This window comes from Hymenobacter lapidiphilus (genome assembly GCF_003417065.2).
GTDB lineage: Bacteria > Bacteroidota > Bacteroidia > Cytophagales > Hymenobacteraceae > Hymenobacter.
In genome coordinates, this window is record NZ_QVLT01000023.1 from 20,722 (window position 1) to 42,476 (window position 21,755).

Genomic DNA, 21,755 nt, shown 5'->3' on the forward strand with positions numbered 1-21,755 from the left:
AGCCCGACCAATTGGCCGGGCTCTTTCTGTTTAGAAGCAAGCAGAACGAATCTGCGGCATCTGCACCATCTGCAACATCTGTGATTTTAGGTGTGCGAGGTGCTCAACTTGGGGACTCCGGTAGTGTCGGCGTCGCTGAGGCGGTCGGTTTCTTTGCGGCCGTAGGTGTCGAGAATCAGCGGGGCCGCGATGAACAGCGACGAGTAGGTGCCAAAAATCACGCCCAGCAGCATGGCGAAGGAGAACGAACGCAGGGTTTCGCCGCCGAAGATGTAGAGCACGAGCATCACCAGGAACACGGTGGTGAACGTAATCATGGTGCGCGAGAACGTGCTGTTGAGGGCCGGGTTCACCACCTGCGCGAACGTGAGCTGCTTGTTTTCCTGCAGGTACTCACGTATTCGGTCGTAAATCACGATGGTGTCGTTCATCGAGAAGCCGATGGTAGTCAGGATGGCAGCCACGAACACCTGGTCCATCTCGTAGTTGAGGCCAAAGGCCCGCGCAATCGGGAAGGAGGCAATAACGATAAGTGCATCGTGGAACAGGGCCACTACGGCGGCCATCGAGTACTGCCACTTCTCGAAGCGGAAGAGCACGTACACGAAAATAGCCAGCAGCGTCAGGCCCAGGCTCAGTACCGAAGTCCGCTTGATGTCGTCGGCAATGGTGGCGCCTACTTTGGAGGTGCTTTCGATGTTGGGCTTGAGGGCACCGTACTTGGCGTTGAGGCCCGTTAGCAGCGCGTTCTTCACTTTATCGTCAGCCGTTGTGCTCTCGTCGTCGGCCAGGTAGCCGGTCGTGATGCGCAGGCGGTTGTTGGTGCCAAAGGTTTTGGCCTCGGTACCGGCTCCGGCGAAGTACTCTTTGGTGAGGAAGTCGCGGGCGTCGGAAGCCACCACGGGCTTCTCGAAGCTCACCACGTAGGCCCGGCCGCCCCGGAAATCGACGCCCAAGTTGGGGCCGCCCTGCAGGTACATCAACCCGAAGCCCACCAGAATGAAGACAGTCGAGAACACGTAGGCCAGCTTGCGCTTGCCCACGATGTCGAAGTTGATGTTTTTGAACAGGTTGCGCGAAAGGAAGGTGCTGAACGTGAGCGAAGTCGTTTCCTTGCCCTTCATCATCCACTCCACAATCAGGCGCGAAATATACACGGCCGACAGGAAGGAGGTGAATACGCCAATCAGCAGCGTGATGGCAAAGTTCTGCACCGGACCCGTACCGAAGATGAACAGGATGGAGGCAATGATAAGCGTCGTGACGTTGGCATCGAAGATAGCCGAAAAAGCCCGCGAGTAGCCTTTGTTGATGGCATCCTTAGGCAACAGGCCGTGGTCCATCTCCTCGCGGATTCGCTCGAAGATGAGTACGTTGGCATCCACGGAAGCCGCAATAACGAGCAACAGACCGGCAATGCCGGGCAGGGTGAGGGCGAAGCTGAACTGGGCCAGCACGCCCATAATCAGGAACAGGTTGAAGAGCAGAACGGCATCGGCCACCAGGCCGGCTCGGCCGTAGTAGGCCGCCATGAACACCATAATAATCACCAGGCCGGCGATGATGGAAAGCAGGCCCTGGTTGGTAGCTTCCTGGCCCAGTGAGGGGCCTACCACGGCTTCTTCCACGATGCGGGTGGGAGCGGGCAGCTTACCGGCTTTCAGTACGCTGGCCAGGTCCTTGGCTTCTTCGATGGTGAAGTTGCCCGAAATGCTCGAGCGTCCACCCCCAATTTCGGCCTGCACCACGGGGGCCGAGTACACGTAGTCGTCGAGTACAATGGCCACTTGGCGGCCAATGTTGGCGGCCGTCAGACGCTGCCACTTGCGGGCACCGTTGGGGTTCATCTGCATCGATACCTCGGCACCGGCGCCCTGCTGGCTGAAGTCGCCCATGGCATCAGAAATAACCTCGCCGCCGATAGGTGCCTCCACGTCGCGGCTCTTGCGGATGGCGTAGAGCTGCAGGTACTCCTGGCCGTCAATCATGTCGGGCTTCACGCCCCACATCAGGGTCAGGTTGGAAGGCAGTACGGCGCGAGTGTCGGCGCTGCGCAACACGGCATTCACGCGGGCCGTGTCGCGGATGTTGGCACCCAGCGTGCCGGGCATCGTGAACAGGCTACCCAGTACGTTTTTCTGGGGGGCGGCCGAATCGGTCTGGGCGGCAGCGGTGTTTTTCTGGGCCAGCTGGCGGGCCAGGGCCGAAGTGTCGCCCGGGGCGGCGGTAGCAGCAGCGGTAGTAGCGGCGGCCGCGGCCGGCGTAGCGGCGGCTTCCTTGGCGCTCAGCACCTGGTTGAGCTGGTTGAGGTAGGGCGCAAACTCATCCTGACGCCATACTTCCCAGAACTCCAGCTTGGCCTGGCCCTGCACGAGCTTGCGCACGCGGTCGGGGTTATCCACGCCGGGCAGCTCAATCTGGATGCGGCCGGTGCCTTTTACGCGCTGAATGCTGGGCTGGCTGGTGCCGAACTTGTCGATGCGGGTGCGCAGGATGTTGAACGAGCGGTCGATGGCGTCCTCCAGCTGCTTGTTGATTTCGTTGGTGACCTGCTGATCCGACGAGTTGATGTCGATGGCGCCCTTGTTGATGGTGTTGGCGAAGATGCGTGCCAGCTTATCGTTGGGGGCCACCTGCCGGAAAGACTGGGCAAACAGCGTGGTGAAGGGCGTGGAGGGGTTGGTACGCTGCAGCTGCTGCGCCTGCGCCATAGCCTTGTTGAAGTTGGCATCCTTGCTCTTGCCGCTCATGGCCCGCACGATTTCTACCGGCGATACTTCCAGCGTCAGGTGCATGCCGCCGTTCAGGTCCAGGCCCAGGCCCAGCTCCGACTGCCGGACTTCCTTGTAAGTAAGCGGCCCGAACACGGGCGCGCGCCACACCGAGTCGAGGTAGTGCTGGCGCTGTTTTTCCACGAGCTGGCCGCCCCGCGCGGCGTAGCGCTCAGCATCGCGCTGCACGCCCCGCGAGATGAGAGTCAGCGAGAGGAAGTAGATGCATAACGCCGACAGAATAACTGTCAGCGTGATAATGAGTCCTTTATTACGCATTGATTTTGTTGAGCTGTTAGCCAATAGCGGTTAGCCGTTGGCTACTGTTCTGGAAAGCAGTTATACAGAAAGGAAAAAGGGAAGAGTGGGAGCCGGAGCGGAGTGAAAAAGCACCAGGGCTTCCGCAAGCACCAAGCTTTGCAAGGAAGGCTTCAGCCGGTTTTCACCTGAGCCCCAGTACTCCTGTTCTTCCCCTTAGAAAATGCTAGGGGGCCTGGGGCGAGAGGGCCACGCGCAGTAGCCGGGTCCGGAAAAAACCTGTTGTCCGGTTAAAACGGGAGGAAGCAATGGGCTGCGTGGCAGCCGGCCATTGTGGCCCGGCCGGGAGCAGCAGCAGTGGGGCGGGCAGCCAGGTATCGGCCGCGCCGGGCAGCTCGGCCACCCAAACGGGCGTGGCTTCCAGGTTTACGCGCTCCTTCACCACGGCCGTGCGAGCCGCCACGGCAGCGCGGGTCGGCCCGCCGGCAACTGGCAGCACCCGCAACGTCGCCACCGATTGGTGGTTGAGGCCCAGCACCATCAGCACCGTCAGGGTGAGAAAGGCCAGGCGCAGACGCGGTAAAAAGGCGGTGAGCAGCAGCACGGAACAGGTGTAAGAACTACAAATATAGGTTTTTGCCTGCCCGGCTGCAACGCCCCGGCCCACCGCTGGCCCAAATCCGCGAAAAAGCCCCCGAAAATTTCGGGGGCCTGGCTGTAATAAGGTAGGTGGGGCTGGCTATTCGGTCCGGCTGGCTACCACTTTGCCGCGCAGGTAAGCCACCAGCACATCGAGGCCTTTATCAAAGCGGTGGTTGTTCGGGATAATCAGGTCGGCGTCCTGCTGGAAGGGCTTAATGTACTTCTCGTAGGTGGGTGCCACGTGGTGCGTGTAGCGGTAAAGCACGTCCTCCAGGTCATACCCCCGCTCGTCCCGGTCGCGGATAATGCGGCGCTGCAGCTTCACGTGTTCCTGGGCATCGATGAACACCTTCAGGTCGAGCAGGCGGGCCACGGCTTCAAAGTAGAACACGAAAATGCCCTCTACCACCACAATAGGGGCGGGCCGAAACACCAGCTCGGCCGCCACCACATTGGGGTTATTAAAGGTGTACTCGGGCCGGCGTACCTCTTTGCCCTGGCTGATGCGCAGCACATCGGCGGCGTAGGCCGCCGAGTCGATGGAGGTCGGCAGGTCGAAGTTGGTGACGCCCTGGGCATCGACCAGCTGGTTTTCGCGCGGGTGGTAATAGTTGTCCTGCGAAATCAGGCAAATATCCTCTTCGGGAAATGAGGCCAGCAGCCGGCGCAGAAAAGTGGTTTTGCCTGAGGCGCTGCCGCCCGTGATACCGACGATGAAAGGTTGTTGCATAAGGGAAAAGCGAGGCCCGTACCGGCAGGGCCAACCCTGCAAAAGTAGTGATTATTAGAAGTGAGAAGGGGGAAATGAGAAAAGAATGTCATTCTGAGCAGCGCGAAGAATCGCGCATGTCAAGCTAATTCGCCCCGTTAAATCAACGAAGCTGTTTACAAAGTCAACAGCACGTCATGCTGAGCTTGTCGAAGCATCTCTACCGCTTCGTAGCGGTCGTTCAACGAAGCGGTAGAGATGCTCCGACAAGCTCAGCATGACGTTTTGATTGATTCCGGGTACTTTCCAAACAGCTTCAACACTATGAAGTCAGCACCCGAGATTCTTCGCGCTGCTCGGAATGACGTTCTTTTCTCCCTTTTCTGTAGTCAGTTCTCCTCGCTCACTACTGATTCAGAAACGCCACGAGTCCGGCTACGGCGCGGCTGCGGTGGCTGAGGCCGTTTTTTTCGGTCAGTGGCATTTCGGCAAATGTGCGGCCGTCTCCTTCAACCGGTACAAATACCGGGTCGTAGCCGAAGCCGCCAGTGCCGTGTAGCTCTGGGCTGATGCGGCCTTCTACGGCCCCGGCAAACTCGTGTATGGTGCCGTTGGGCAATACCAGGGCCACTACGGTCCGGAATCGGGCCGTGCGGTCGGCTTTGTCGTGCAGCTCGCGCAGCAGTTTGGCTACGTTATCTTCGGCCAGGCGCTGGGGGCCGGCGTAGCGAGCCGAATACACGCCGGGCGCGCCACCCAGCGCGCTTACTTCTAGGCCGGTGTCATCGGCAAAACAGGCCACGCCGAAATGGTCCCACACGTACTGGGCCTTCTGGCGGGCGTTGCCTTCGAGCGTGGCCTGGGTTTCGGGCAGTTCCTCGTGGCAGCCGATATCGGCCAGACTCAGGAGCTGCACAGTGGCAGGCAGCAACGGCCTGATTTCGTCGAGCTTATGGGCGTTGTTGGAGGCGAAGCAAAGGCGCATGGCAGCAGGAGTTGAATGAGTGGAAGTCGGGGCAAAGGTCAGCCATAAAAAAGCCGGCCTGGGGCCGGCTTTGTCGCACTCAGCGAAACATCTGCTTGATAAGGCTCCAGCAGCTGTTTAGCGGGTGGTTGGGGGGAGGGGGAGGTGAACTGAGGTAAGCAGGGGCGCGCGGCGGCGAATGTACTGTGAGGCGGTAGGTTACAGTGCCGCCGGCGCCCGCTATGGGGCGGGTATGGCGGTCGAAGTAGGAGTAGCGCGACTGGGAACCGGCCGTCAGGCTCGTCAGGTGGTCGAAATCATCCGTCGGCCCATCCTGCCGGTCGATGCCATAGCTGATAACGCCGGGTGCGTTGGTGGCGGCCCACTCCAGCTGCACTCCGCCGGGCAGGGCCTGGGTACGGAAAAGCAGTAGCCCCGAGCCCGAGGCCAGCCCGGAAAGCAGCAGCAGAAGCCCTAACAGGGCAGGTAAGCGGTTCATAGCGAAATCGATAGTGGTAATGAATAGAGCGGAGAGCAGTGCAAACATAATTAGTTTCGTCCAAAAGCACAGCGCGGGACCGGAGGCTTTGGGGGCAGTGGAAGCTGCGGAAACATTCGTTTTACCGGCGGCGGCCATATCCGGGAACGGCATGGTGTCGAACGCCCGTCGGACAGGCACGAGGAAAAAAACGTCGGACGTTTTTAAAATCCGGACCTAACATGTACTTTTGCAGTCCCTTCCGCAAAATCGGCAGGCACTCAGGTACAAACGGCCCTACGACCATGAAAAAAGAAATTCATCCCGAGTATCGCGAAGTGGTATTCCAGGACACTTCCAGCGACTTCAAGTTCGTGACCCGCTCCACGATGAGCTCCAACGAGACCATCACCATGGAAGACGGCAAGACTTACCCCGTTATCAAGGTGGAAGTTAGCTCGGCGTCGCACCCGTTCTATACCGGCAAAAACGTGTTTATCGACACCGCCGGCCGCGTGGAGAAATTCCGCACCCGCTACAGCAAGAAGACCCAGCAGAGCGAAAGCGAGTAAGCTTCAAGCCACAAGCTCTATGTTCCCAAAACTCCCGTTGGCAGCCCTGCCAGCGGGAGTTTTTGTTTGTTCCCTTTCCGTCTTTCCTACTTTTGCTCCGTCCGCAGGCAGCTTGTAGCTTGCGGCTTGTAACTCGTTTTCTCATGCATGTTCTGCTCTTCGACGACCCGGCTATCCGGCCCCGGCTGCTGCCGCTCACCTTTACCCGGCCTGTGGCGGCGTTGCGCTGCGGCATCCTTACGCTGGCCGAAAAATGGCAGCACCGCCTCGGCGTGTCCCAGATCGGCTACCTGACCGAAGGCTACCTGCAGGCCAAGTTTCCGGCCGGCGACACGACCGGCCCAGCCTTAGTCATCAACGGTGCCGTGTGCCCCGACGAGTTGCTGGTGCGCCAAGTACAGGCTCTGGAGGTCGGCAGCGCCCTTTTCGATGGCGAGCTGTTGGTAGCCGCTCACCTAACCGACGCCACCAAGGTGGCCGAGCTGATTCAGGAAGGTTTCCGGAATACGCACGAAGTAGCCGAGCCGGTGGCCGTTATCGGGGAGCTGTGGCACCTGTTTTTGCGCAACGGGGCCGAAATACGCCTCGATTTTGAGCTGCTGACCGCCGGCCGCGAGTCGGCCCCGATAAGCGACCCGCACACGATTGTATATGGTCTGGAAAACATCTTCATCGAGCCCGGCGTGAAAATCCGGGCTGCCATCCTCAATGCCGAAGACGGCCCGATTTACTTGGGCCGGAACGTGGAAGTACACGAAGGAGCCACTCTAAAAGGGCCGCTGGCCGTCTGCGAGGGAACCCACATCAACACCGGCGCCAAGCTGCGCGGCGACAATACCATCGGCCCGCACTGCCGGGTGGGGGGCGAGGTGGCCAACAGCATTATCATGGGCTACTCCAACAAGGGCCACGAGGGCTACCTGGGCAACTCGGTCATCGGGCAGTGGTGTAACATCGGCGCCGATACCAACACCAGCAACCTCAAAAACAACTACGCGCCGGTTAAAATCTGGAGCCACGTGGCCGGCCGGTTCGTGAACACGGGCCAGACGTTCTGCGGCCTGATGATGGGCGACCATAGCAAGTGCGGTATCAACACAATGTTCAATACCGGCACGGTGGTGGGCGTGGCGGCCAACATCTTTGGGGCCGGTTTTCCTCGGGCCTTTATTCCAAGCTTTGCCTGGGGCGGTCCGGCCGGTTTCGAAACCTTCCGCCTGCCCAAAGCGGGTGAGGTAGCCGAGCGGGTAATGGCGCGCGCCACCTCGCCTACGACGAAGCCGAGCAGGAAGTCATGCGCCACGTGTACGAAGCCACGTCCAAGGACCGGGTGTGGGAGCGGGCAGAGTAGACCCTTGGCGCTGCGCTCAACATGACTTTTCCGCTTAATCACTAGTCACTATTCATTAAAAGAAATGCGCTTTTCTGCTGTTCCGGGGCCTGGCCAGGTAAAGCAGCTGCTGATGGGCGGCGTGCGGCGCAACCACGTGGCCCACGCCCAGCTGTTTCGGGGGGCCGAAGGTTCGGCGGCGCTGGCGTTGGCGCTGGCCTACGCGGCGTTTCTGAACTGCGAAAACCGCCCGCCCGAGGCCGAGGATTCGTGCGGTGCCTGCCCGAGCTGCCAGAAAATCGACAAGCTCATCCATCCCGACCTCAACTTCATTGTGCCCGTGACCACCACCAAAGCGGTGGCCAAGGATGCTACGAGCAGCAAGTTCGGGGCCGAGTGGCGCGAGTTCGTGCTTGGCAATCCGTACCAGGGCCTCAACGACTGGATGCAGCATATTGGGGCTGAGAACAAGCAAGGCAGCATTTCCAAGGATGAAAGCGTGCAACTGCTGCGGCTGGTGAGCCTCAAGGCCTTCGAGGCGCGCTTCAAGGTGGTTATTATCTGGCTGCCTGAGCTGATGCACCCGGCGGCGGCCAACGCCGTGCTCAAGCTGTTGGAAGAGCCGCCGCCCGCCACCGTGTTTCTGCTGGTGAGCTTCGCCCCCGAGCAGCTGCTGCCCACCATCATCAGCCGGGTGCAGCCGGTGGTAGTGCGCGCTCCGGCCGAGCAGGAGCTGACCGATTGGCTACGCACTACCCAGAACGTGCCCGAAGCCAAAGCCCGGCAGCTGGCCCAGCTCACCAACGGCAACGTGGGCGCGGCGCTGGCCGCCAGCGCCGACGGAGCCAGCGCCGAACACGACTATTACGAGCTGTTTGTGGGCTGGATGCGCACCTGCTACGGCAACAAAGTGGCCGATATGCTGACCCGCAGCGACGAATTCCAGAAGCTGGGCCGCGAAAACCAGAAAGAGTTTTTCCAGTATGCGCTGGCGCTGCTGCGTAAGGTGCTGCTCTTCGGCCTCGACCCGCAACTGGTGCCGCACCTGCCGGCCCAGGAGCAGGGCTTCATCAGAAGCTTCAGCCCCTTTGTAACGCCGCGCAACGCCGACGCACTCACTCAGGAAATCAACGAGGCGCACTACCACATCGAGCGCAACGCCAACCCGCGCATGGTGTTCATTGACGTCTCGCTGCGCCTGGCCGAGCTGCTGCGGGCGTAATTTGCTTTGCTGGCTTTTGCCCTAAGTTGCGGGCGCCGTAGGGGCGGGGCTTGTCCCCGCCCGCCGTTTGGGCCGCTTCAACAGTTTTGCTCAACGGCGTGAATGGCGGGCGGGGACAAGCCCCGCCCCTAGGGCGCCCTCCGTAACGCAAGCGAAATAGTAAATGAAAACGCCTTCTCTGGCTTGCAGAGCAATAAAATACAGTTTGCTAACTTGCTATAGCCAGTGCTAAAACCACTATAGGCTCGCTTCTTCAGTTGCCGGAGCAGTACCTTTGGCAGGGGCTGAGAACGGGTTTCTGGTCCCAAGCTTTCTGTTTTCTGACGTTAATTCCTAGTGAAAAAACATATTCGCATCGGCACCCGGGGCAGCAAGCTCGCTTTGTGGCAGGCCAACCACGTGGCCGACCGGCTGAAAGCCGCCGGCCTGGAGCCGGAAATCGTCATTATTACCACCAAGGGCGACATCGTGCTGGACCGCTCGCTGGATAAAATCGGCTCGAAGGGCGTGTTTACCGAGGAGCTGGAAGAGGGCCTGCGCACCGGCCACATCGATGTAGCCGTGCACAGCGCCAAAGACGTGCAGAGCAGCATCCCCGACGACTTGGAGCTGCTGGCCTTTATGGAGCGCGAAAAGGTGAACGACGTAGTGCTGAGCTTCGACGCCGACCTCGACCTGAACCGCCCCGACCTGGTGCTGGGCACCAGCAGCACCCGTCGCCGGGCGATGCTGCGCCGGTTTATGCCCCACGCCACCGCCGCCGACGTGCGTGGCAACCTGCAAACCCGCCTGCGCAAACTCGAAGAAGGCCATTACCACGGCCTCATACTGGCCTATGCCGGCGTACACCGCATGGAGTACGACGGCCTGATTCGGCACATATTGCCCGAAACCCGCTTTGTGCCCGCCACCGGCCAAGGCAGCGTGGCCGTGGAGTGCGCCCGTAACCTGGAGCCGGCGCTCAAGGCTGAACTACACCGCCTGCTCGACCACCCCGCCACCCACGTGTGCCTGCGGGCCGAGCGCGCCTACCTGCGCACCATGGAAGGCGGTTGCAGCATCCCCAGCTTCGCGCTGGCCACCCTAAGCCCCGATGGCCAGACGGTGCAGCTACACGCCGGCCTCATCAGCCTCGACGGCGCTCAGTTTCTCGAAGAAATCCGCACGGCTCCCGCCGCCGCTGCCGCCCAGCTCGGCACCGAAATAGCCGAAAATATCCTGGGGCGTGGTGGCCGCGAAATCCTGGAGGAAATCCGCAACGGTAAGTAGTTAGTTGACGATGGGGTGAAAGGAACGTCATTCTGAGCGAAGCCGGAGGCGAAGTCGAAGAATCTCACCTGCCAAAGCAATTCCGCTATCAGGGGGTACTACTACGGTAAAGATTCTTCGACTTCGCTCAGAGTGACGTTCCTTTTTTATCCTCATCACCCTTAAACAACGCGTACAGCGCTAGGGCGAAAATGGCGCCGGTGGTGTCGGCCAGCATATCTTTCTGGGCATCCCAGATGTCGCCCTGGCTGCCTAGGAAAGCCGCGCCACTGTCGCCGCCCGCCAGCTCGGCATACACCCACTCAATCAGCTCATAGCTCATGGCCACCGTGCCGATGACGCAGAGCGGGTAGAGGTAGCTGATGGCCCGGCTACGGATGAGCTGGCGCGAATCGGTGTACTCGATGAGGGCGTAGGCGTAGAAGCCGACCGAGAAGTGGGCCACCCGGTCGAACATGTTGCGCTGAAAGCCGAATAGGTTGTTGAACCAGTCGAACGGCACCTTCTCGAAGGTGTAGTGCCCGCCCACAGTGTGCAGGAAGATGAGCACGCTCATCAGCGCGTAGGCAAGGTTGGAGAAGCGCACGCCCCGCAGGTACAGCACCGTCAACAGGCCTGCGAGCAGCATAATGGGCACGTTTTCGGCCCACCAGGTGGCCCGGTCGGCGGGGTGCAAACCCAGGGCCACGAATTCGATGAGGTAGACGGCCAGCAGCAGGGCCGGAAACCAGTGGAAAGGACGGGCCGGAGCCGAAACAGAGGGCATAGGGGAACAGGAAAATCGAAAAGACGCGGTAACCTACGCAAACCCGGCATAGCGCCAGCTGTGTGAAGGCGGGTAGCTGCGCCGGGTTTGCGGGGCGAAGCCGGGAGCCATTAGGTGGCAGATCCAGCGGTAAGCCCCGGGTTTTTGCGTAGCTCCGTAAAGAAACTGCGTAAATTTGACCCTCAGTTCGCTGTTAAACTTTCTGCCCGCTTACCTCGCATGAAAAACTTCTTTCGCCGCACCCTGCTGCTGGGCCTGGTGCTGACGCTGGCCATACCCGCCGCGCAGGCGGCCAAAAAGCCCCGCAAAAGCAAAAAAGACGAGCTCGTCACCATCAATACCCCGCTGGGCGACATCCGGCTGGTGCTTTCTGAGCTCACGCCGGTGCACCGGGCCAATTTCCTGAAACTGGCCCGCAGCGGGTTCTATAACGGCACCACGTTCCACCGCGTCATTCTCAACTTCATGGTGCAGGGCGGCGACCCCAACTCGAAGGACGCTGACCCCGGCAACGATGGCCAGGGGCCAGCCAGCGAGCAGACGCTGCCGGCCGAAATCCGGCCCGCGCTGACCCATGTGCGCGGCGCCATAGCCGCCGCCCGCACCGCCGATTTCGCGAACCCCGAGCGCCGTAGCAGCGCCTCACAGTTCTACATCGTGCAGAACCCCCAGGGCACGCCTCATCTCAACGGCCAGTACACTGTATTCGGCCAGGTTATCAGCGGCCAGGAGGTGGTGGATAAGATTGCCCAGCAGCCCGCCGGCCCCGCCAACCGCCCCCTCACCGACATCAAAATGACGATGAAGGTGGAAAAGCTGAAAAAGAAGAAGATTACCGAGCAGTTCGGGTATCAGTATTGAGAAGTGAGCATCGCAGCTGTCTAGAAAGTATCCCGGACCGATAAAAACGTTATGCTGAGCTTGTCAAGCATCTCTACCGCTTTGTTGAGTGACTCTTGCAAAGCGGTAGAGATGCTTCGACAAGCTCAGCATGACGTTCTTTTGACGTTTCAATACTCACCTCGCACTTCCTGCTTCACACAATGAAAATCCTCATTACCGGTTCTAATGGCCTGCTGGGACAGAAGCTGGTGGCGCTGCTGAGCCGGCAGCCGGGCGTGGCGCTGGTGGCTACTTCGCGCGGCCCCAACAAGCTGGCCAGTCTGTATCCGCAGGTGCCGTTTGTGCCGCTTGACGTAACCGATGCGGCCCGTGTAGCGCAGGTAATCGAAGCCGAAAAACCCACCCACCTCATCCACACGGCCGCCCTGACCAATGTGGATGAGTGCGCGCTGCACCAGGCCGACTGCTGGAACCAGAACGTGACGGCAGTGGCGCATCTGGTGGCCGCCTGCGAGCAGCACCAGGTGCATTTGGTGCACCTGAGCACCGATTTTATTTTCAGCGGGGAAACGGGCCCGCTGGCCGAGGATGCCGTGCCGGGGCCGGTGAATTTCTACGGAGAAAGTAAGCTGGCCGCCGAGCAGCTGGTGCGCGAAAGCTGCGGCCCCTGGGCCATTGTGCGCACCGTGCTTGTGTACGGCGTGGCCCACGACTACGGCCGCACCAACTTGGTGCTGTGGGTGCGCGATGCGCTGCGGGCGGGCAAGCCGATAAACGTGGTGGACGACCAGCTGCGCACCCCCACGCTGGCCGAGGACCTGGCCCAGGGCTGCTGGCTGGTGGCCCGCCTCAACGCCACCGGCATCTACCATATCAGCGGGGCCGAGCTCTGCACGCCCTACCAGCTGGCGCTGCAGGTCGCCGCTTATTTTCAGCTCGATGCCGGTCTTATCAGCCGGGTAGACGCCGATACGTTTTCGCAGCCGGCCCGCCGCCCGTTGCGCACGGGCTTTGTGGTTGATAAAGCGGTGCGCGAGCTGGGCTACCGACCCCACCCGCTGGCCGAAGGCATTGCCCTGGTAGCCGGGCAGGCCGACGAAGTCCCGTTGTAGGGCCCCCGCCACCGGACTAATTTAATAAGTGTTAGGGCAGCACCACCACCTGGCGGCTCACGCAGTGGCTGTCGGGGCAGGCGCCGGGGCCGTTGGCGCGCAGGGCCATGCGCACGGCGTAGCTGCCGGGCCGGCGGAAGCGGTGCTCGACCCGCGGGCCGGTGCCGGTAGCTCCGTCGCGAAAATCCCAGATGACCACCATGTTCCGGCAGGTGGGCAGCTGCGAGTCGGCGGCATCGAAGGCTACCGGCTGGCCCACCCGCACTGTGTCGGCAGCCCGGAAGTTGACCACGGTTTGCTTCGTGAAATCAACGTCGAGCAGTTTTTCGGCCGGTCGTACTTCGCCGCTGACCTCGTCTACCACGTCGAGGCGCACGGTGTAGCGGCGGCGCTCGGCATAGCAATGGGCCACGGTGGGGCCGGTAAGCAGCGTGCCGTCGCCCATATCCCAGCGGAAGATGAGCGGCCCGGCGGCGGGGTCTACGGCCTGGCGGGCGTCGAGTTCCACGCACAGTTTGGGTACGCGCGGTGGCGGGCAAGTCACGCTAATGGTGTCGCCGGGCTGCTGGGCTGCCGCCGGCCGGGCCAGTAAAAGCAGTGGCAGCAATAGCAGCAGCACAGGGCGAAATACGCGAAGCAACACGGTAACGAGCGAGGTAGGGATATTTGGAAAGGTTGCGTCTGACCGAAGGAGGCTAGAACCGGTTCAGGCGCTGGAAAACCTCTTTCTGGTAGGTCTGGCCGATGGGAACAAGCTTGCCGGCCAGCATGATGGAGTTGTCCTCGATGGTCTGAATCTGGCGGATATTAACAATAAACGAGCGGTGCACTCGCACAAACAGCGCCGCCGGAAACTTCTCGGCAATGCCCCGCAGCGTGCTGTACACGATGAGCTTGCTGTGCTTGGTCACGATGTGCACGTAGTCGCCTAATGCTTCCACAAACAGCACCTCGTCAAACTGCACCTTCACCAGCTTGCTATCCACCTTCACGAAGGTGAACGTAGCGTCGGCCTCGGCCGGCTGCGCGCGGCTCGCCAGCGCCTCGCGGGCCTGCTGGGCAGCCTGTAGAAAGCGGGCGTAGCTGATGGGCTTCACCAGATAATCGAGCACGGCGTACTCGAAGGCCTCCACGGCGTAGCCTTTGTTGCTGGTGATGAGCACCACCAACGGCGGATTGCGCAGGGTGCGCAGCAGGTCGAGGCCCGACATCAGCGGCATCTCCACGTCGAGAAACAGCAGGTCGATGGGTTGCTCACGCAGCATTTCGGCGGCCACCAGAGCGCTGCTGCAGCTGCCGACGTGCGCCAGAAACGGGGTGTTGGCGACGCAGTTTTCAACAATCTGCACGGCCAGCGGGTCGTCGTCGACCACCAGGCAGCGAAGGGAAGCAGGAGTTTCGGCCATATGTGCAAAGCTACAGTCTTTCTTCGCAGAATTCCATCAAAGCAGAATCGGGCTAGACCCCGGCTAGCCGCTGCTCCAGCAACGGATACAGGGCCTGCAGGCGGCGCTGAATGTCGGTGAGCCGGGCAGGCAAGGCCGGATGGGGCGGCTCCTGACGGGCGGTGGCCTCCACTTCTTCCAGCAGCTGGCAAAGCTGCGGCATACCAAAATAAGCTACCTGGCCCCGCAGCTTGTGCGCGGCCTCGGCCAGCGCCGGCCCCGGCAGCTCTTGCAGCTGCCGGCCCAGCGGCGGGGCCTGCGCCAAAAAGGTGCGTACCAACTGGCCCACGAAAGCGGAACTGCCCCCGGCCAGCTCCTCCAGCAGCGTCCAGTCGGGCGGCTCGGTGGCGGTGGCTTCAGAAGGTCGGGCCGGTTCGGTGGGGGCGGTTTGCAGGCCGGGGCCCGGTTCGCTGGCGGTGGCGGGCGGAGTGCGGCCGGTGTAGTGGACGAGGCGGGCGTAGAGCACGGCCGGGTCGAAGGGCTTGGCCAGCGTGTCGTTCATGCCGGCGGCCAGAGCCAGCACCCGGTCTTCGGGTAGGGCCGAGGCCGTAAGGCCGATTAGGGGCAGCCGGCTGGGGTCGGGGAACAGGAGCCGCAGTTGGCGGGCGGCCTCGTAGCCATCCATTTCGGGCATCTGCACATCGAGCAGCACGGCATCGAAGGGCTGCCGGCGGGCGGCTTCCACGGCCAGCCGGCCGTTGTCGGCCACCGTTACCTGCACGTTCCAGGCTTCGAGGGTGCGGCGGGCCACGAGCTGGTTGAGGACGTTATCTTCGGCCACCAGCACCCGTAGGGCGGGTTCGAAGGGCGGCAGCACGGCCGGGGCCTCCGGTGGTATGGTAGCCGGATCGGCGGGTTGGGCCGGAATTTCAAACCAGAACGTGCTGCCCCGGCCCTCGGCGCTTTCCACCCACAGCCGCCCGCCATGCAGCCGCACCAGGTTGCGGGCGATACTCAGGCCCAGCCCGGTGCCGCCGTACTGCCGGGTGGTGCTGGCGTTGGCCTGCGAGAAGTCCTCGAAAATGGCCTCCTGCTGCTCGGGCGCAATGCCGATGCCCGTATCGCGCACCCCAAACCGCAACACTGGCTCACTGGCCGCGTTGGTGGCCGGGCCGGATTCCAACAGCAGCGTAATGCCGCCGTGGGCCGTAAACTTCACGGCGTTGCCCACCAGGTTCACCAGCACCTGCTGCAGCCGCACCGGGTCGCCGGTAATGGCCGTGGGCACGCCGGAGTCGACTTCCGTGCGCAGGTACAAGCCCTTGGCATCGAGGGCGAAGCGGAACATGGCCTGCACCCGTTCCAGCAGCGCGGGCAGCCGGAACGGCACCTGATCCAGCGTGAGCTTGCCGGCTTCCATCTTCGAGGAGTCGAGGATGTCGTTGAGAATAACCAGCAAATTCTGCGACGACGACTGAATGGCCTCCAGGTACTCCTGCTGCCCGGCATCGACGCGGGTGCCGCGCAGCAGGTGGGTAAGCCCGATAACGGCGTTCAGCGGCGTACGGATTTCGTGGCTCATATTGGCCAGAAACTGCGCCTTGGCTCGCTGTGAGGCCTCGGCCGCGTCGCGGGCTACCAGCAAATCGGCGTTTACCAGCTCGGTGGCGTCCTTCTGGTGGCGCAGCTCGGTGGTGCGCTCATGCACGGTGGCTTCAAGCTGCTGCTTCTGGCGGCGTAGCGTGGCGGTGCGCACCCGCAGGAAGCCCCAGATGCCGCCGAATACCGCCGCTACGCTCAGCAGCGCAAACCAGCCGGTCTGCCAGAAGGGCGTGGCCACCCCGAACCGGGCCGTAGTAGCCGGCCCCCAGGTACCTTCGGCGCCGCGGCGGGCGCGCACCTCGAAGGTGTAGCGGCCGGGCCCGATCCGGGGGAAATCGGCTTCTGTAAAACCGCTGGCGCGGCTCCAGGCGGGCTGGTAGCCGCGCAGCCGATATTGGTACTGCCAGGTGCCGGCCGGGGCCAGGCTGGCGGTGCGGAAAAACCAGGTGAGATGGTGAGGCCCCACCGGCAGCTCGGCCAGCGAGTCGGGCCGGCGCGAGGCCCCGTTCACCTCCACCGCCACCAGCGAAACCCGCGGCCGAACCGGAGTCGGCAGCGCGGGCAACCCGACTCGTAGCAAACCCGCCCGACTGGCCAGTAACACCGCCGGGGTAAGTCCGGCCAGCAGCCCGGCGGCGTTGGGCAGCAGGTTTCGTACCAGCGGGTTGCCGGGCGCGGTAAGCGGGCTGAAATCCGTGCTCCGGCCCAGACTCAAGGCTTCGGCGTGCTGTACCACCAGGCCAGCGGGCGTGGGCAGCAGACCGTAGCAGTAGTTGCTGGCCAGCCCGCTGTTGCGGGTGGTGAACTGCCGGAAGCGGCCGTTCTCAAAGCTGAACAGGCCGTCGCCGTCGGTGCCAATCCATACTCGGCCGGCGGCATCCTGGCACAGAGCCGAAGCCCCAATGCCGCCGGCCAGCACGCGGTACACCCGGAATTCGCCCGCTTCGAGCACCGCCAGTCCGGTGCCGTGCGTGGCAAACCACACCCGGCCCTGCCGGTCGGGCAGGATAGCATAAATGTCGTTGTGGAGCAGGCCGTTGGCAGTAGTGTGGTGGCTGAGCCGGCCTTCGCGCAGATAGTAAGCCCCCTCGCCCACGGTACCTATCCACAGCCCGCCGGCCGTATCCTGGGCCAGTGCCGTTACGGCCAGCCCGGCCGGTAGTAGCTCCAGCGCGGGTCGATTCGCTTCGGAGTTTAGCAGCAGCGGCAGATTACGCTGCCATACGGCCGCTGCCTCAGCGCCGGCTACGGCCCAACGTGCGCCATCGAATGTAACAGGGGCAGCGGCGTGAGCGGGACTGGCTGCGGGCTTTTTCCGGTGGCATTGAACTGCAGCACCTGTCCGGCGCGGGTGGCCGCCAGCAGTACCGGGCCACGGCGCACCAGCGAAACCAAGCCGGGCAGAGGTAGCAGCGAAACGTGCGGGTCGGTGAGCCGCCACAGGCCCTGGCCGGCCGTAGCCAGCCAATACGTGCCTTCGGTGTCGCGCAGTACATCGGTAACCACCAGGTCGGCGGGCAGGGCGAGCTGGTAGCGGCGGCGCAGCTGGTTCAGGCGGGCCGTGTCGGGCGCTGGCAGCCCCTTGGCGGCGAGCAGGCCCGCTTCGGCGACTGTGGCCGGCCGGAAGCCGGTACCCTGTTCAACTGACTGCCCACCCTGGTAGTGGCGCACCGCCAGCGGCCGGAACGTGGGGCCAGGGCCAGCTGGGTCACGAAGTCCTCGGCCAGCCCTTCGCGGGTAGTGAAGGTGCGGAAAGTGGTGCCGTCGAAGCGCACCAGGCCTTCCGCCGTGCCCAGCCAGAGGTAGCCGGCTCGGTCCTGTACCAGCGCGTAGATGAACGGCTGCGGGAGCCCCTCCGCCGGCCCAAATTGCTTCAATGCCAGCTTTGCGGGTAGCGGCTGGGCGGCGGCAAACCGGGTGAGTAGAAAGAGGAGAAGAAGCAGGCGGCGCATCGGGCAAGCAAGATACGCGTAGCAACACTCCATAACCGGCGTGCGCGTTCAGCCGCCGTCTTTTCTCGGTGAAATAGGCCGTGCGGGCGTTTAGCCCGCCAGGGTACCAGCGTTGCCGCCGTACCCCGGCCCGCCGCTTACTTGCCGGTTACCTTGAACTCGGTGCGGCGGTTAAGCTGGCGGTTAGCTTTGGTGGTGTTGGGGGCCACGGGCTGGGTGTCGCCGTAGCCGGCGAAGGTCAGGCGGCCCTTGTCGATGCCCTTGCCCACGAGGTAATCGACCACGGCTTTGGCGCGGCGCTGCGAGAGGTCCTTGTTGTAGGCGTCGGCGCCCACGTTGTCGGTGTGGCCCGAAATTTCGAGGCGCAGGGCGGGGGTTTCGGTCAGCAGCTTTTGCAGGCGCTCAAGCTCGCCGGTGCTTTCCTTGCGCAACGTAGCCTTGTCGAAATCGAAGAAGATGTTGTTGAGCACCACCTTCACGCCCACATCGAGCTTCTTGAGGGCAATATCCTTTACGACCTCCGAATAGGCCGCGCCGGCCGGCAAATCGAAGTTCTCGGAGTGGAACAGGTAGCCCTCCTTGCGCACCACAATGCCATAGTTCACGCCCGAGGGCAACGACACCAGGTAGCGGCCCGACTTCGCGTTCGACTGGAACGAGGCAATCACCTGGTTGAGCGAGTTGTCGATAACGTCAATCGTGGCCTCCAGAGGCTGGCGGCTGGCTTCCTCGCTCACCACGCCCTTGAGAATGGTTACCTGGGCCGCCACAATGGCCACCGGCGGAGCCAGCAGGGTTTCCTTCACCGGCTGTACTCTGGATGCCAGCAGCTGGTCTTCCTGGCTGAGCACAGGCGGCTTCTCGGCCCCCAGAAAGGTGATTTGGTAGATGTCTTTGCCGCCCAGCCCGTCTTCGCGCACCGAGGAGTAGTAGCCGTGCCGGCCCGAGGCGGAAATCACGAAAAATACGTCGTCGTCGGGCGTGTTGATGGGCCAGCCCAGGTTTTCGGGCTTGCTCCACTTGCCGTTCTCCAGCACCGATTTGAAGATGTCGTAGCCGCCCATCGCATCGTGGCCTTCCGAGCTGAAGTACATGGTTTTACCATCGGGATGCAGAAAAACGCCCTCCTCGCCGTACGATGTATTAATCACCGACCCCAGATTCTGGGCTGGCCCGCGGCCTTCAATTTCGATGCGGTAAATGTCGCGCGAGCCCAAGCCGCCCTCCTTATCGCTCACGAAAAATAAGTGGCGGCCATCGGGCGTGTAGGAAGCCGACGACTCGTGGTACTTGGAGTTGATGCGTGAGCCCAGCTTCTGGGGGCGGCTCCACTCGGTGCCGCGCAGCTCCGCCTGGTTCAGGTCGCCGCCGTTGTCTTCCAGGTACACCAGCAGCCGCTGCCCGTCGGGGGCGAGGCCCACGGTGGCGTCGTGGCCATCGGTGTTGATGTTCTCGCCCAGGTTGCGGGCCGCGCTCCAGTTATCCTTGCCTTCGCGCGCGCTCTGGTAAATATCCTCAAAATAGCCGCCCAACTCGGGGTCGGTTTTGCCGCCCGTCGAGCCTTCGCGGCGCGAGGTAAACAGGATAACCGACTCATCGGCCGTGATAACGGGGCCGTAGTCGGGGTAGGGCGAGTTCACGCCCTGGCCGGCGTTGTCGATAAACACGCGGCTGGGTTTGGCAGCCAGCCGGCGGCCGTTTTCGCACTCCTTTACCTTCTTTTGAATATCGAGCACCAGCCCGGCCGTGTTTTTGGTGCCGCTGGCCGGAATGGCGCGCTTATATTCGGCAATTGCTTCGTTCCACTTGGCGTTCAGGTGCAGGCCCCGGCCCAGCAAATAGTGGATGCGGGGGCTCACGTCGGGGTTGAGCTGGTAGGCGCGTTGCAGATACTCCAGCGCCCGGGGCTTAAAGCCCGAATGCAGGTAACAGTCGCCTATTTTAAGGTTGAGCTGGTCGTTGTTGGGGTTGAGCTGCTGGGCCTTCAGGTAGAAAACCAGGGCCTGCTCGTAGCGCGGCGGGTCCGACTCGTAGAACGCGTCGCCGGCCTTCAGGTCCTTCTGGGCCGCTTTCAGGCCGTCCTTGTCGTTGCCGAACCGGTCTTTGCTGAACTCCACACTCTGGGCCGAAGCCGCCGAAGCCGTGAGCAGCAGAAAAACGAGTAGGTACTTGTACATAAGTCAGTATTGAGTACTGAGTATTGGGTAGTTGGATTCCGTACTGCTGGGCCGACCGGCGCCGTGGGCTACGGGCAGCCCGAGTTGGCGGCGTGCGTGGTGCCCACTTCCAAGCCCAGCTCGGCGGCGCGGCGCCAATCCTGGCAGGCGGCGTCGGGCTGGCGGAGCATCTCGCGGGCGTGGCCCCGGTTGAGGTAGGCCTCGGCGTAGTCCTTGCTCAGACTGATGGCCTTGCTGGCGTCGGCTTCGGCCTTTTTGTAGTCTTCGAGCTTGAGGTAGGCGGCGGCGCGGTTGTTCCAGGCGAAGGCGTAGCCGGCATCGAGTGCCACGGCCCGCCCAAAGTCCTCGACGGCGCCCTTGTAGTCGGCCTGCTCGTAGCGGGTGGCGCCGCGGTTGGTGTAGGCCAGGGCGTGGTCCTGTTTCTTAGCTAGGTAGGCGTCGTAGTCCTGCAAAGCGCCTTTCAGGTCGCCGGCGCGGCGGCGGGTGCCGGCCCGGTTGAGCAGAGCCGGCAGCAGCTCGGGCTGCAGCGTGAGGGCCTGGCTGTAGTCTTGGATGGCGGCGGGCAGGTTGCCAAGCCGGCGCTGGGCACTGCCCCGGTCGTGCCAGGCGTAGGCGTAGGTCGGGTCGGCCTTGATGGCGGCGTCGAAATCAGTTTTGGCCGCGGTATAATCGGCCTTTTCGAAGCGGAGGGCCCCGCGGTAGTACCAGGCCGGGGCATAGTCGGCCTGCAGCTCGGCGGCCCGGCCGTAGTCACGCTCGGCCTCAGCGGGCTGCTGCAGCGCCTCCTCGGCCCGGGCCCGCCCGAAGTAGGAGGCGAAGGTGCCGGGTTCGAGCTTGATGGCCTGGTCGTAATCCTGCACGGCAGGCTGGTAGTCTTTCAGCTCGTAGCGGGCAGCGGCGCGGTTGGTATAGGCGCGGGCAAAGTCGGGCTTCACGGCCAGGGCCTTGTCGAAGTCGAGTACGGCGGCGCGGTAGCTTTGCTGCTTGAACTTGGCCAGCCCGCTATTGTAGAGCCGCTCGGCCTGCTGGTCGGGCGGCAGGGTGGAGGCCCGTACGCTATCCACCTGGGCTTGGGCAGCCGCCGCACTCAATACTAAGCCCAGCAGTAAAACAGGAATTTTCCGCATCATATCCCGCCAATTTAAAAGGCGCGGGATAAATGTAATTTTTTCTACTGGATATGGCTAATCAGGCGGCTAAATTGCTTGCTAGTTGTTCTTTGTCAAGATGTAATAGTACCAAAAACAAGCTTGGTCAGTAACAAACCACGGAGTACCGACCGGCCCGTTTAAGCATTCGGGCGGCGTAAGTGAGCCAAGGCAATGCCGAATAGAAAGCTAACTGCTAACAGCTGTCAGCTAATAGCTCAAAATTCAATCAGGCAGTTGGGTCTTTACCATTTCCTGCCACTCGTGGCGTAACGAGCCGTCGAACTCGGGGCGGGCAGCGCGGCGGTACCAGTAGGCGGCGTTGTCGGCGTCGCCCTGCTGGCGGTGCAAAAAGGCGTGGAGCCAGTCGAACAGCGGGGCGTCTTCGTGTTGCTCGGCAATGGCGTGGGCCTTGTGCCACTCGTCGCGGCCGGCGTACCAAAGGGCTTCGAGCAGGGGCGAGAGGCCGGCCGGCGTTTCATGCTGGGTCTGGGAATCGAGGAAGTTCTGGTAAGTCATAACGTCGGGCTGAAGAATACAGAAGCGGTTCAGGCA

General features: G+C 62.4%; 19 protein-coding genes. 6 read left to right on the top strand and 13 right to left on the bottom strand.

The window, feature by feature from the left end; genetic code table 11:
- Window positions 1-86: 86 nt before the first annotated feature.
- From secDF to D0N36_RS13350, 5 genes are all read right to left on the bottom strand, one after another.
- Entirely contained in the window at window positions 87-3,050 is a 2,964-nt protein-coding gene (secDF, locus tag D0N36_RS13330) for a protein translocase subunit SecDF (RefSeq protein ID WP_116942290.1), read from the bottom strand.
- Window positions 3,051-3,255: 205 nt separating this feature from the next.
- The gene (locus D0N36_RS13335) at window positions 3,256-3,633 is read right to left on the bottom strand and encodes a hypothetical protein (protein ID WP_116942291.1); all 378 of its coding nucleotides are present in this window, start codon (window positions 3,631-3,633) and stop codon (window positions 3,256-3,258) included.
- Between the two features lie 135 nt (window positions 3,634-3,768).
- Window positions 3,769-4,401, bottom strand: coding sequence for a uridine kinase family protein (locus D0N36_RS13340; protein WP_116942292.1), 633 nt, complete (start codon window positions 4,399-4,401; stop codon window positions 3,769-3,771).
- A 385-nt stretch (window positions 4,402-4,786) separates the two neighbouring features.
- Window positions 4,787-5,365, bottom strand: a complete 579-nt coding sequence (gene rdgB, locus D0N36_RS13345) for an RdgB/HAM1 family non-canonical purine NTP pyrophosphatase (protein WP_116942293.1) — start codon at window positions 5,363-5,365, stop codon at window positions 4,787-4,789.
- A 79-nt stretch (window positions 5,366-5,444) separates the two neighbouring features.
- Window positions 5,445-5,843 (bottom strand): hypothetical protein, encoded by a 399-nt coding sequence (locus D0N36_RS13350; RefSeq protein WP_147320888.1) that lies wholly within the window; start codon window positions 5,841-5,843, stop codon window positions 5,445-5,447.
- 284 nt (window positions 5,844-6,127) lie between these two features.
- Here D0N36_RS13350 and D0N36_RS13355 point away from each other — a divergent pair, with 284 nt between their 5' ends.
- The 4 genes from D0N36_RS13355 (at window position 6,128) to hemC (ending at window position 10,215) form a co-directional block, all read left to right on the top strand.
- Complete coding sequence (locus D0N36_RS13355; protein WP_116942295.1) at window positions 6,128-6,394, top strand: type B 50S ribosomal protein L31; 267 nt, start codon at window positions 6,128-6,130, stop codon at window positions 6,392-6,394.
- Between the two features lie 143 nt (window positions 6,395-6,537).
- The gene (locus tag D0N36_RS13360) at window positions 6,538-7,770 is read left to right on the top strand and encodes a GlmU family protein (protein WP_317191473.1); all 1,233 of its coding nucleotides are present in this window, start codon (window positions 6,538-6,540) and stop codon (window positions 7,768-7,770) included.
- Window positions 7,771-7,809: 39 nt separating this feature from the next.
- Window positions 7,810-8,946 (top strand): DNA polymerase III subunit, encoded by a 1,137-nt coding sequence (locus D0N36_RS13365; RefSeq protein ID WP_116942296.1) that lies wholly within the window; start codon window positions 7,810-7,812, stop codon window positions 8,944-8,946.
- A 336-nt stretch (window positions 8,947-9,282) separates the two neighbouring features.
- Entirely contained in the window at window positions 9,283-10,215 is a 933-nt protein-coding gene (gene hemC / locus D0N36_RS13370; protein WP_116942297.1) for a hydroxymethylbilane synthase, read from the top strand.
- A 127-nt stretch (window positions 10,216-10,342) separates the two neighbouring features.
- Here hemC and D0N36_RS13375 read toward each other — a convergent pair whose 3' ends face one another.
- Window positions 10,343-10,981, bottom strand: coding sequence for a DUF2238 domain-containing protein (locus D0N36_RS13375; protein ID WP_116942298.1), 639 nt, complete (start codon window positions 10,979-10,981; stop codon window positions 10,343-10,345).
- A 219-nt stretch (window positions 10,982-11,200) separates the two neighbouring features.
- Between D0N36_RS13375 and D0N36_RS13380 the strand changes: the two genes are divergently transcribed.
- Both D0N36_RS13380 and D0N36_RS13385 read left to right on the top strand, forming a co-directional pair.
- Window positions 11,201-11,842 (top strand): peptidylprolyl isomerase, encoded by a 642-nt coding sequence (locus D0N36_RS13380; protein ID WP_116942299.1) that lies wholly within the window; start codon window positions 11,201-11,203, stop codon window positions 11,840-11,842.
- 182 nt (window positions 11,843-12,024) lie between these two features.
- The gene (locus tag D0N36_RS13385) at window positions 12,025-12,936 is read left to right on the top strand and encodes an SDR family oxidoreductase (protein WP_116942300.1); all 912 of its coding nucleotides are present in this window, start codon (window positions 12,025-12,027) and stop codon (window positions 12,934-12,936) included.
- A gap of 31 nt (window positions 12,937-12,967) precedes the next feature.
- On the opposite strand, the gene D0N36_RS13390 is transcribed toward D0N36_RS13385, so the two are convergent.
- The 7 genes from D0N36_RS13390 to D0N36_RS13420 all read right to left on the bottom strand — a co-directional run bounded on the left by D0N36_RS13390 (window position 12,968) and on the right by D0N36_RS13420 (window position 21,719).
- Window positions 12,968-13,576, bottom strand: a complete 609-nt coding sequence (locus tag D0N36_RS13390; RefSeq protein ID WP_147320889.1) for a PKD domain-containing protein — start codon at window positions 13,574-13,576, stop codon at window positions 12,968-12,970.
- A 55-nt stretch (window positions 13,577-13,631) separates the two neighbouring features.
- Window positions 13,632-14,342 (bottom strand): LytR/AlgR family response regulator transcription factor, encoded by a 711-nt coding sequence (locus tag D0N36_RS13395; RefSeq protein ID WP_116942302.1) that lies wholly within the window; start codon window positions 14,340-14,342, stop codon window positions 13,632-13,634.
- A gap of 52 nt (window positions 14,343-14,394) precedes the next feature.
- Complete coding sequence (locus D0N36_RS13400) at window positions 14,395-17,019, bottom strand: ATP-binding protein (RefSeq protein WP_190242670.1); 2,625 nt, start codon at window positions 17,017-17,019, stop codon at window positions 14,395-14,397.
- Window positions 17,020-17,473: 454 nt separating this feature from the next.
- The gene (locus D0N36_RS20280; protein ID WP_190242671.1) at window positions 17,474-17,875 is read right to left on the bottom strand and encodes a two-component regulator propeller domain-containing protein; all 402 of its coding nucleotides are present in this window, start codon (window positions 17,873-17,875) and stop codon (window positions 17,474-17,476) included.
- Between the two features lie 137 nt (window positions 17,876-18,012).
- Entirely contained in the window at window positions 18,013-20,052 is a 2,040-nt protein-coding gene (locus tag D0N36_RS13410; RefSeq protein WP_116942305.1) for an OmpA family protein, read from the bottom strand.
- Between the two features lie 68 nt (window positions 20,053-20,120).
- On the bottom strand, window positions 20,121-21,182 hold the full coding sequence (locus D0N36_RS13415) for a tetratricopeptide repeat protein (protein WP_116942306.1): 1,062 nt from the start codon (window positions 21,180-21,182) through the stop codon (window positions 20,121-20,123).
- A 243-nt stretch (window positions 21,183-21,425) separates the two neighbouring features.
- Window positions 21,426-21,719 carry a hypothetical protein gene (locus tag D0N36_RS13420; protein WP_116942328.1) on the bottom strand — a complete coding sequence of 98 codons (294 nt, stop codon included), beginning with the start codon at window positions 21,717-21,719 and terminating at the stop codon, window positions 21,426-21,428.
- Window positions 21,720-21,755 lie beyond the last annotated feature (36 nt).

What these genes read in the sequence shown, in the direction of transcription:
- D0N36_RS13350 (WP_147320888.1), bottom strand. Translation starts at nt 5,843, where the DNA reads ATGAACCGCTTACCTGCCCTGTTAGGGCTTCTGCTGCTGCTTTCCGGG.
- D0N36_RS13410 (WP_116942305.1), bottom strand. Translation starts at nt 20,052, where the DNA reads ATGTACAAGTACCTACTCGTTTTTCTGCTGCTCACGGCTTCGGCGGCT.
- D0N36_RS13360 (WP_317191473.1), top strand. Translation starts at nt 6,538, where the DNA reads ATGCATGTTCTGCTCTTCGACGACCCGGCTATCCGGCCCCGGCTGCTG.
- D0N36_RS13355 (WP_116942295.1), top strand. Translation starts at nt 6,128, where the DNA reads ATGAAAAAAGAAATTCATCCCGAGTATCGCGAAGTGGTATTCCAGGAC.
- D0N36_RS13380 (WP_116942299.1), top strand. Translation starts at nt 11,201, where the DNA reads ATGAAAAACTTCTTTCGCCGCACCCTGCTGCTGGGCCTGGTGCTGACG.
- D0N36_RS13365 (WP_116942296.1), top strand. Translation starts at nt 7,810, where the DNA reads ATGCGCTTTTCTGCTGTTCCGGGGCCTGGCCAGGTAAAGCAGCTGCTG.
- D0N36_RS13395 (WP_116942302.1), bottom strand. Translation starts at nt 14,342, where the DNA reads ATGGCCGAAACTCCTGCTTCCCTTCGCTGCCTGGTGGTCGACGACGAC.
- D0N36_RS13375 (WP_116942298.1), bottom strand. Translation starts at nt 10,981, where the DNA reads ATGCCCTCTGTTTCGGCTCCGGCCCGTCCTTTCCACTGGTTTCCGGCC.
- D0N36_RS13420 (WP_116942328.1), bottom strand. Translation starts at nt 21,719, where the DNA reads ATGACTTACCAGAACTTCCTCGATTCCCAGACCCAGCATGAAACGCCG.
- D0N36_RS13340 (WP_116942292.1), bottom strand. Translation starts at nt 4,401, where the DNA reads ATGCAACAACCTTTCATCGTCGGTATCACGGGCGGCAGCGCCTCAGGC.
- rdgB (WP_116942293.1), bottom strand. Translation starts at nt 5,365, where the DNA reads ATGCGCCTTTGCTTCGCCTCCAACAACGCCCATAAGCTCGACGAAATC.
- D0N36_RS13415 (WP_116942306.1), bottom strand. Translation starts at nt 21,182, where the DNA reads ATGATGCGGAAAATTCCTGTTTTACTGCTGGGCTTAGTATTGAGTGCG.
- secDF (WP_116942290.1), bottom strand. Translation starts at nt 3,050, where the DNA reads ATGCGTAATAAAGGACTCATTATCACGCTGACAGTTATTCTGTCGGCG.
- D0N36_RS20280 (WP_190242671.1), bottom strand. Translation starts at nt 17,875, where the DNA reads ATGCGCCGCCTGCTTCTTCTCCTCTTTCTACTCACCCGGTTTGCCGCC.
- D0N36_RS13385 (WP_116942300.1), top strand. Translation starts at nt 12,025, where the DNA reads ATGAAAATCCTCATTACCGGTTCTAATGGCCTGCTGGGACAGAAGCTG.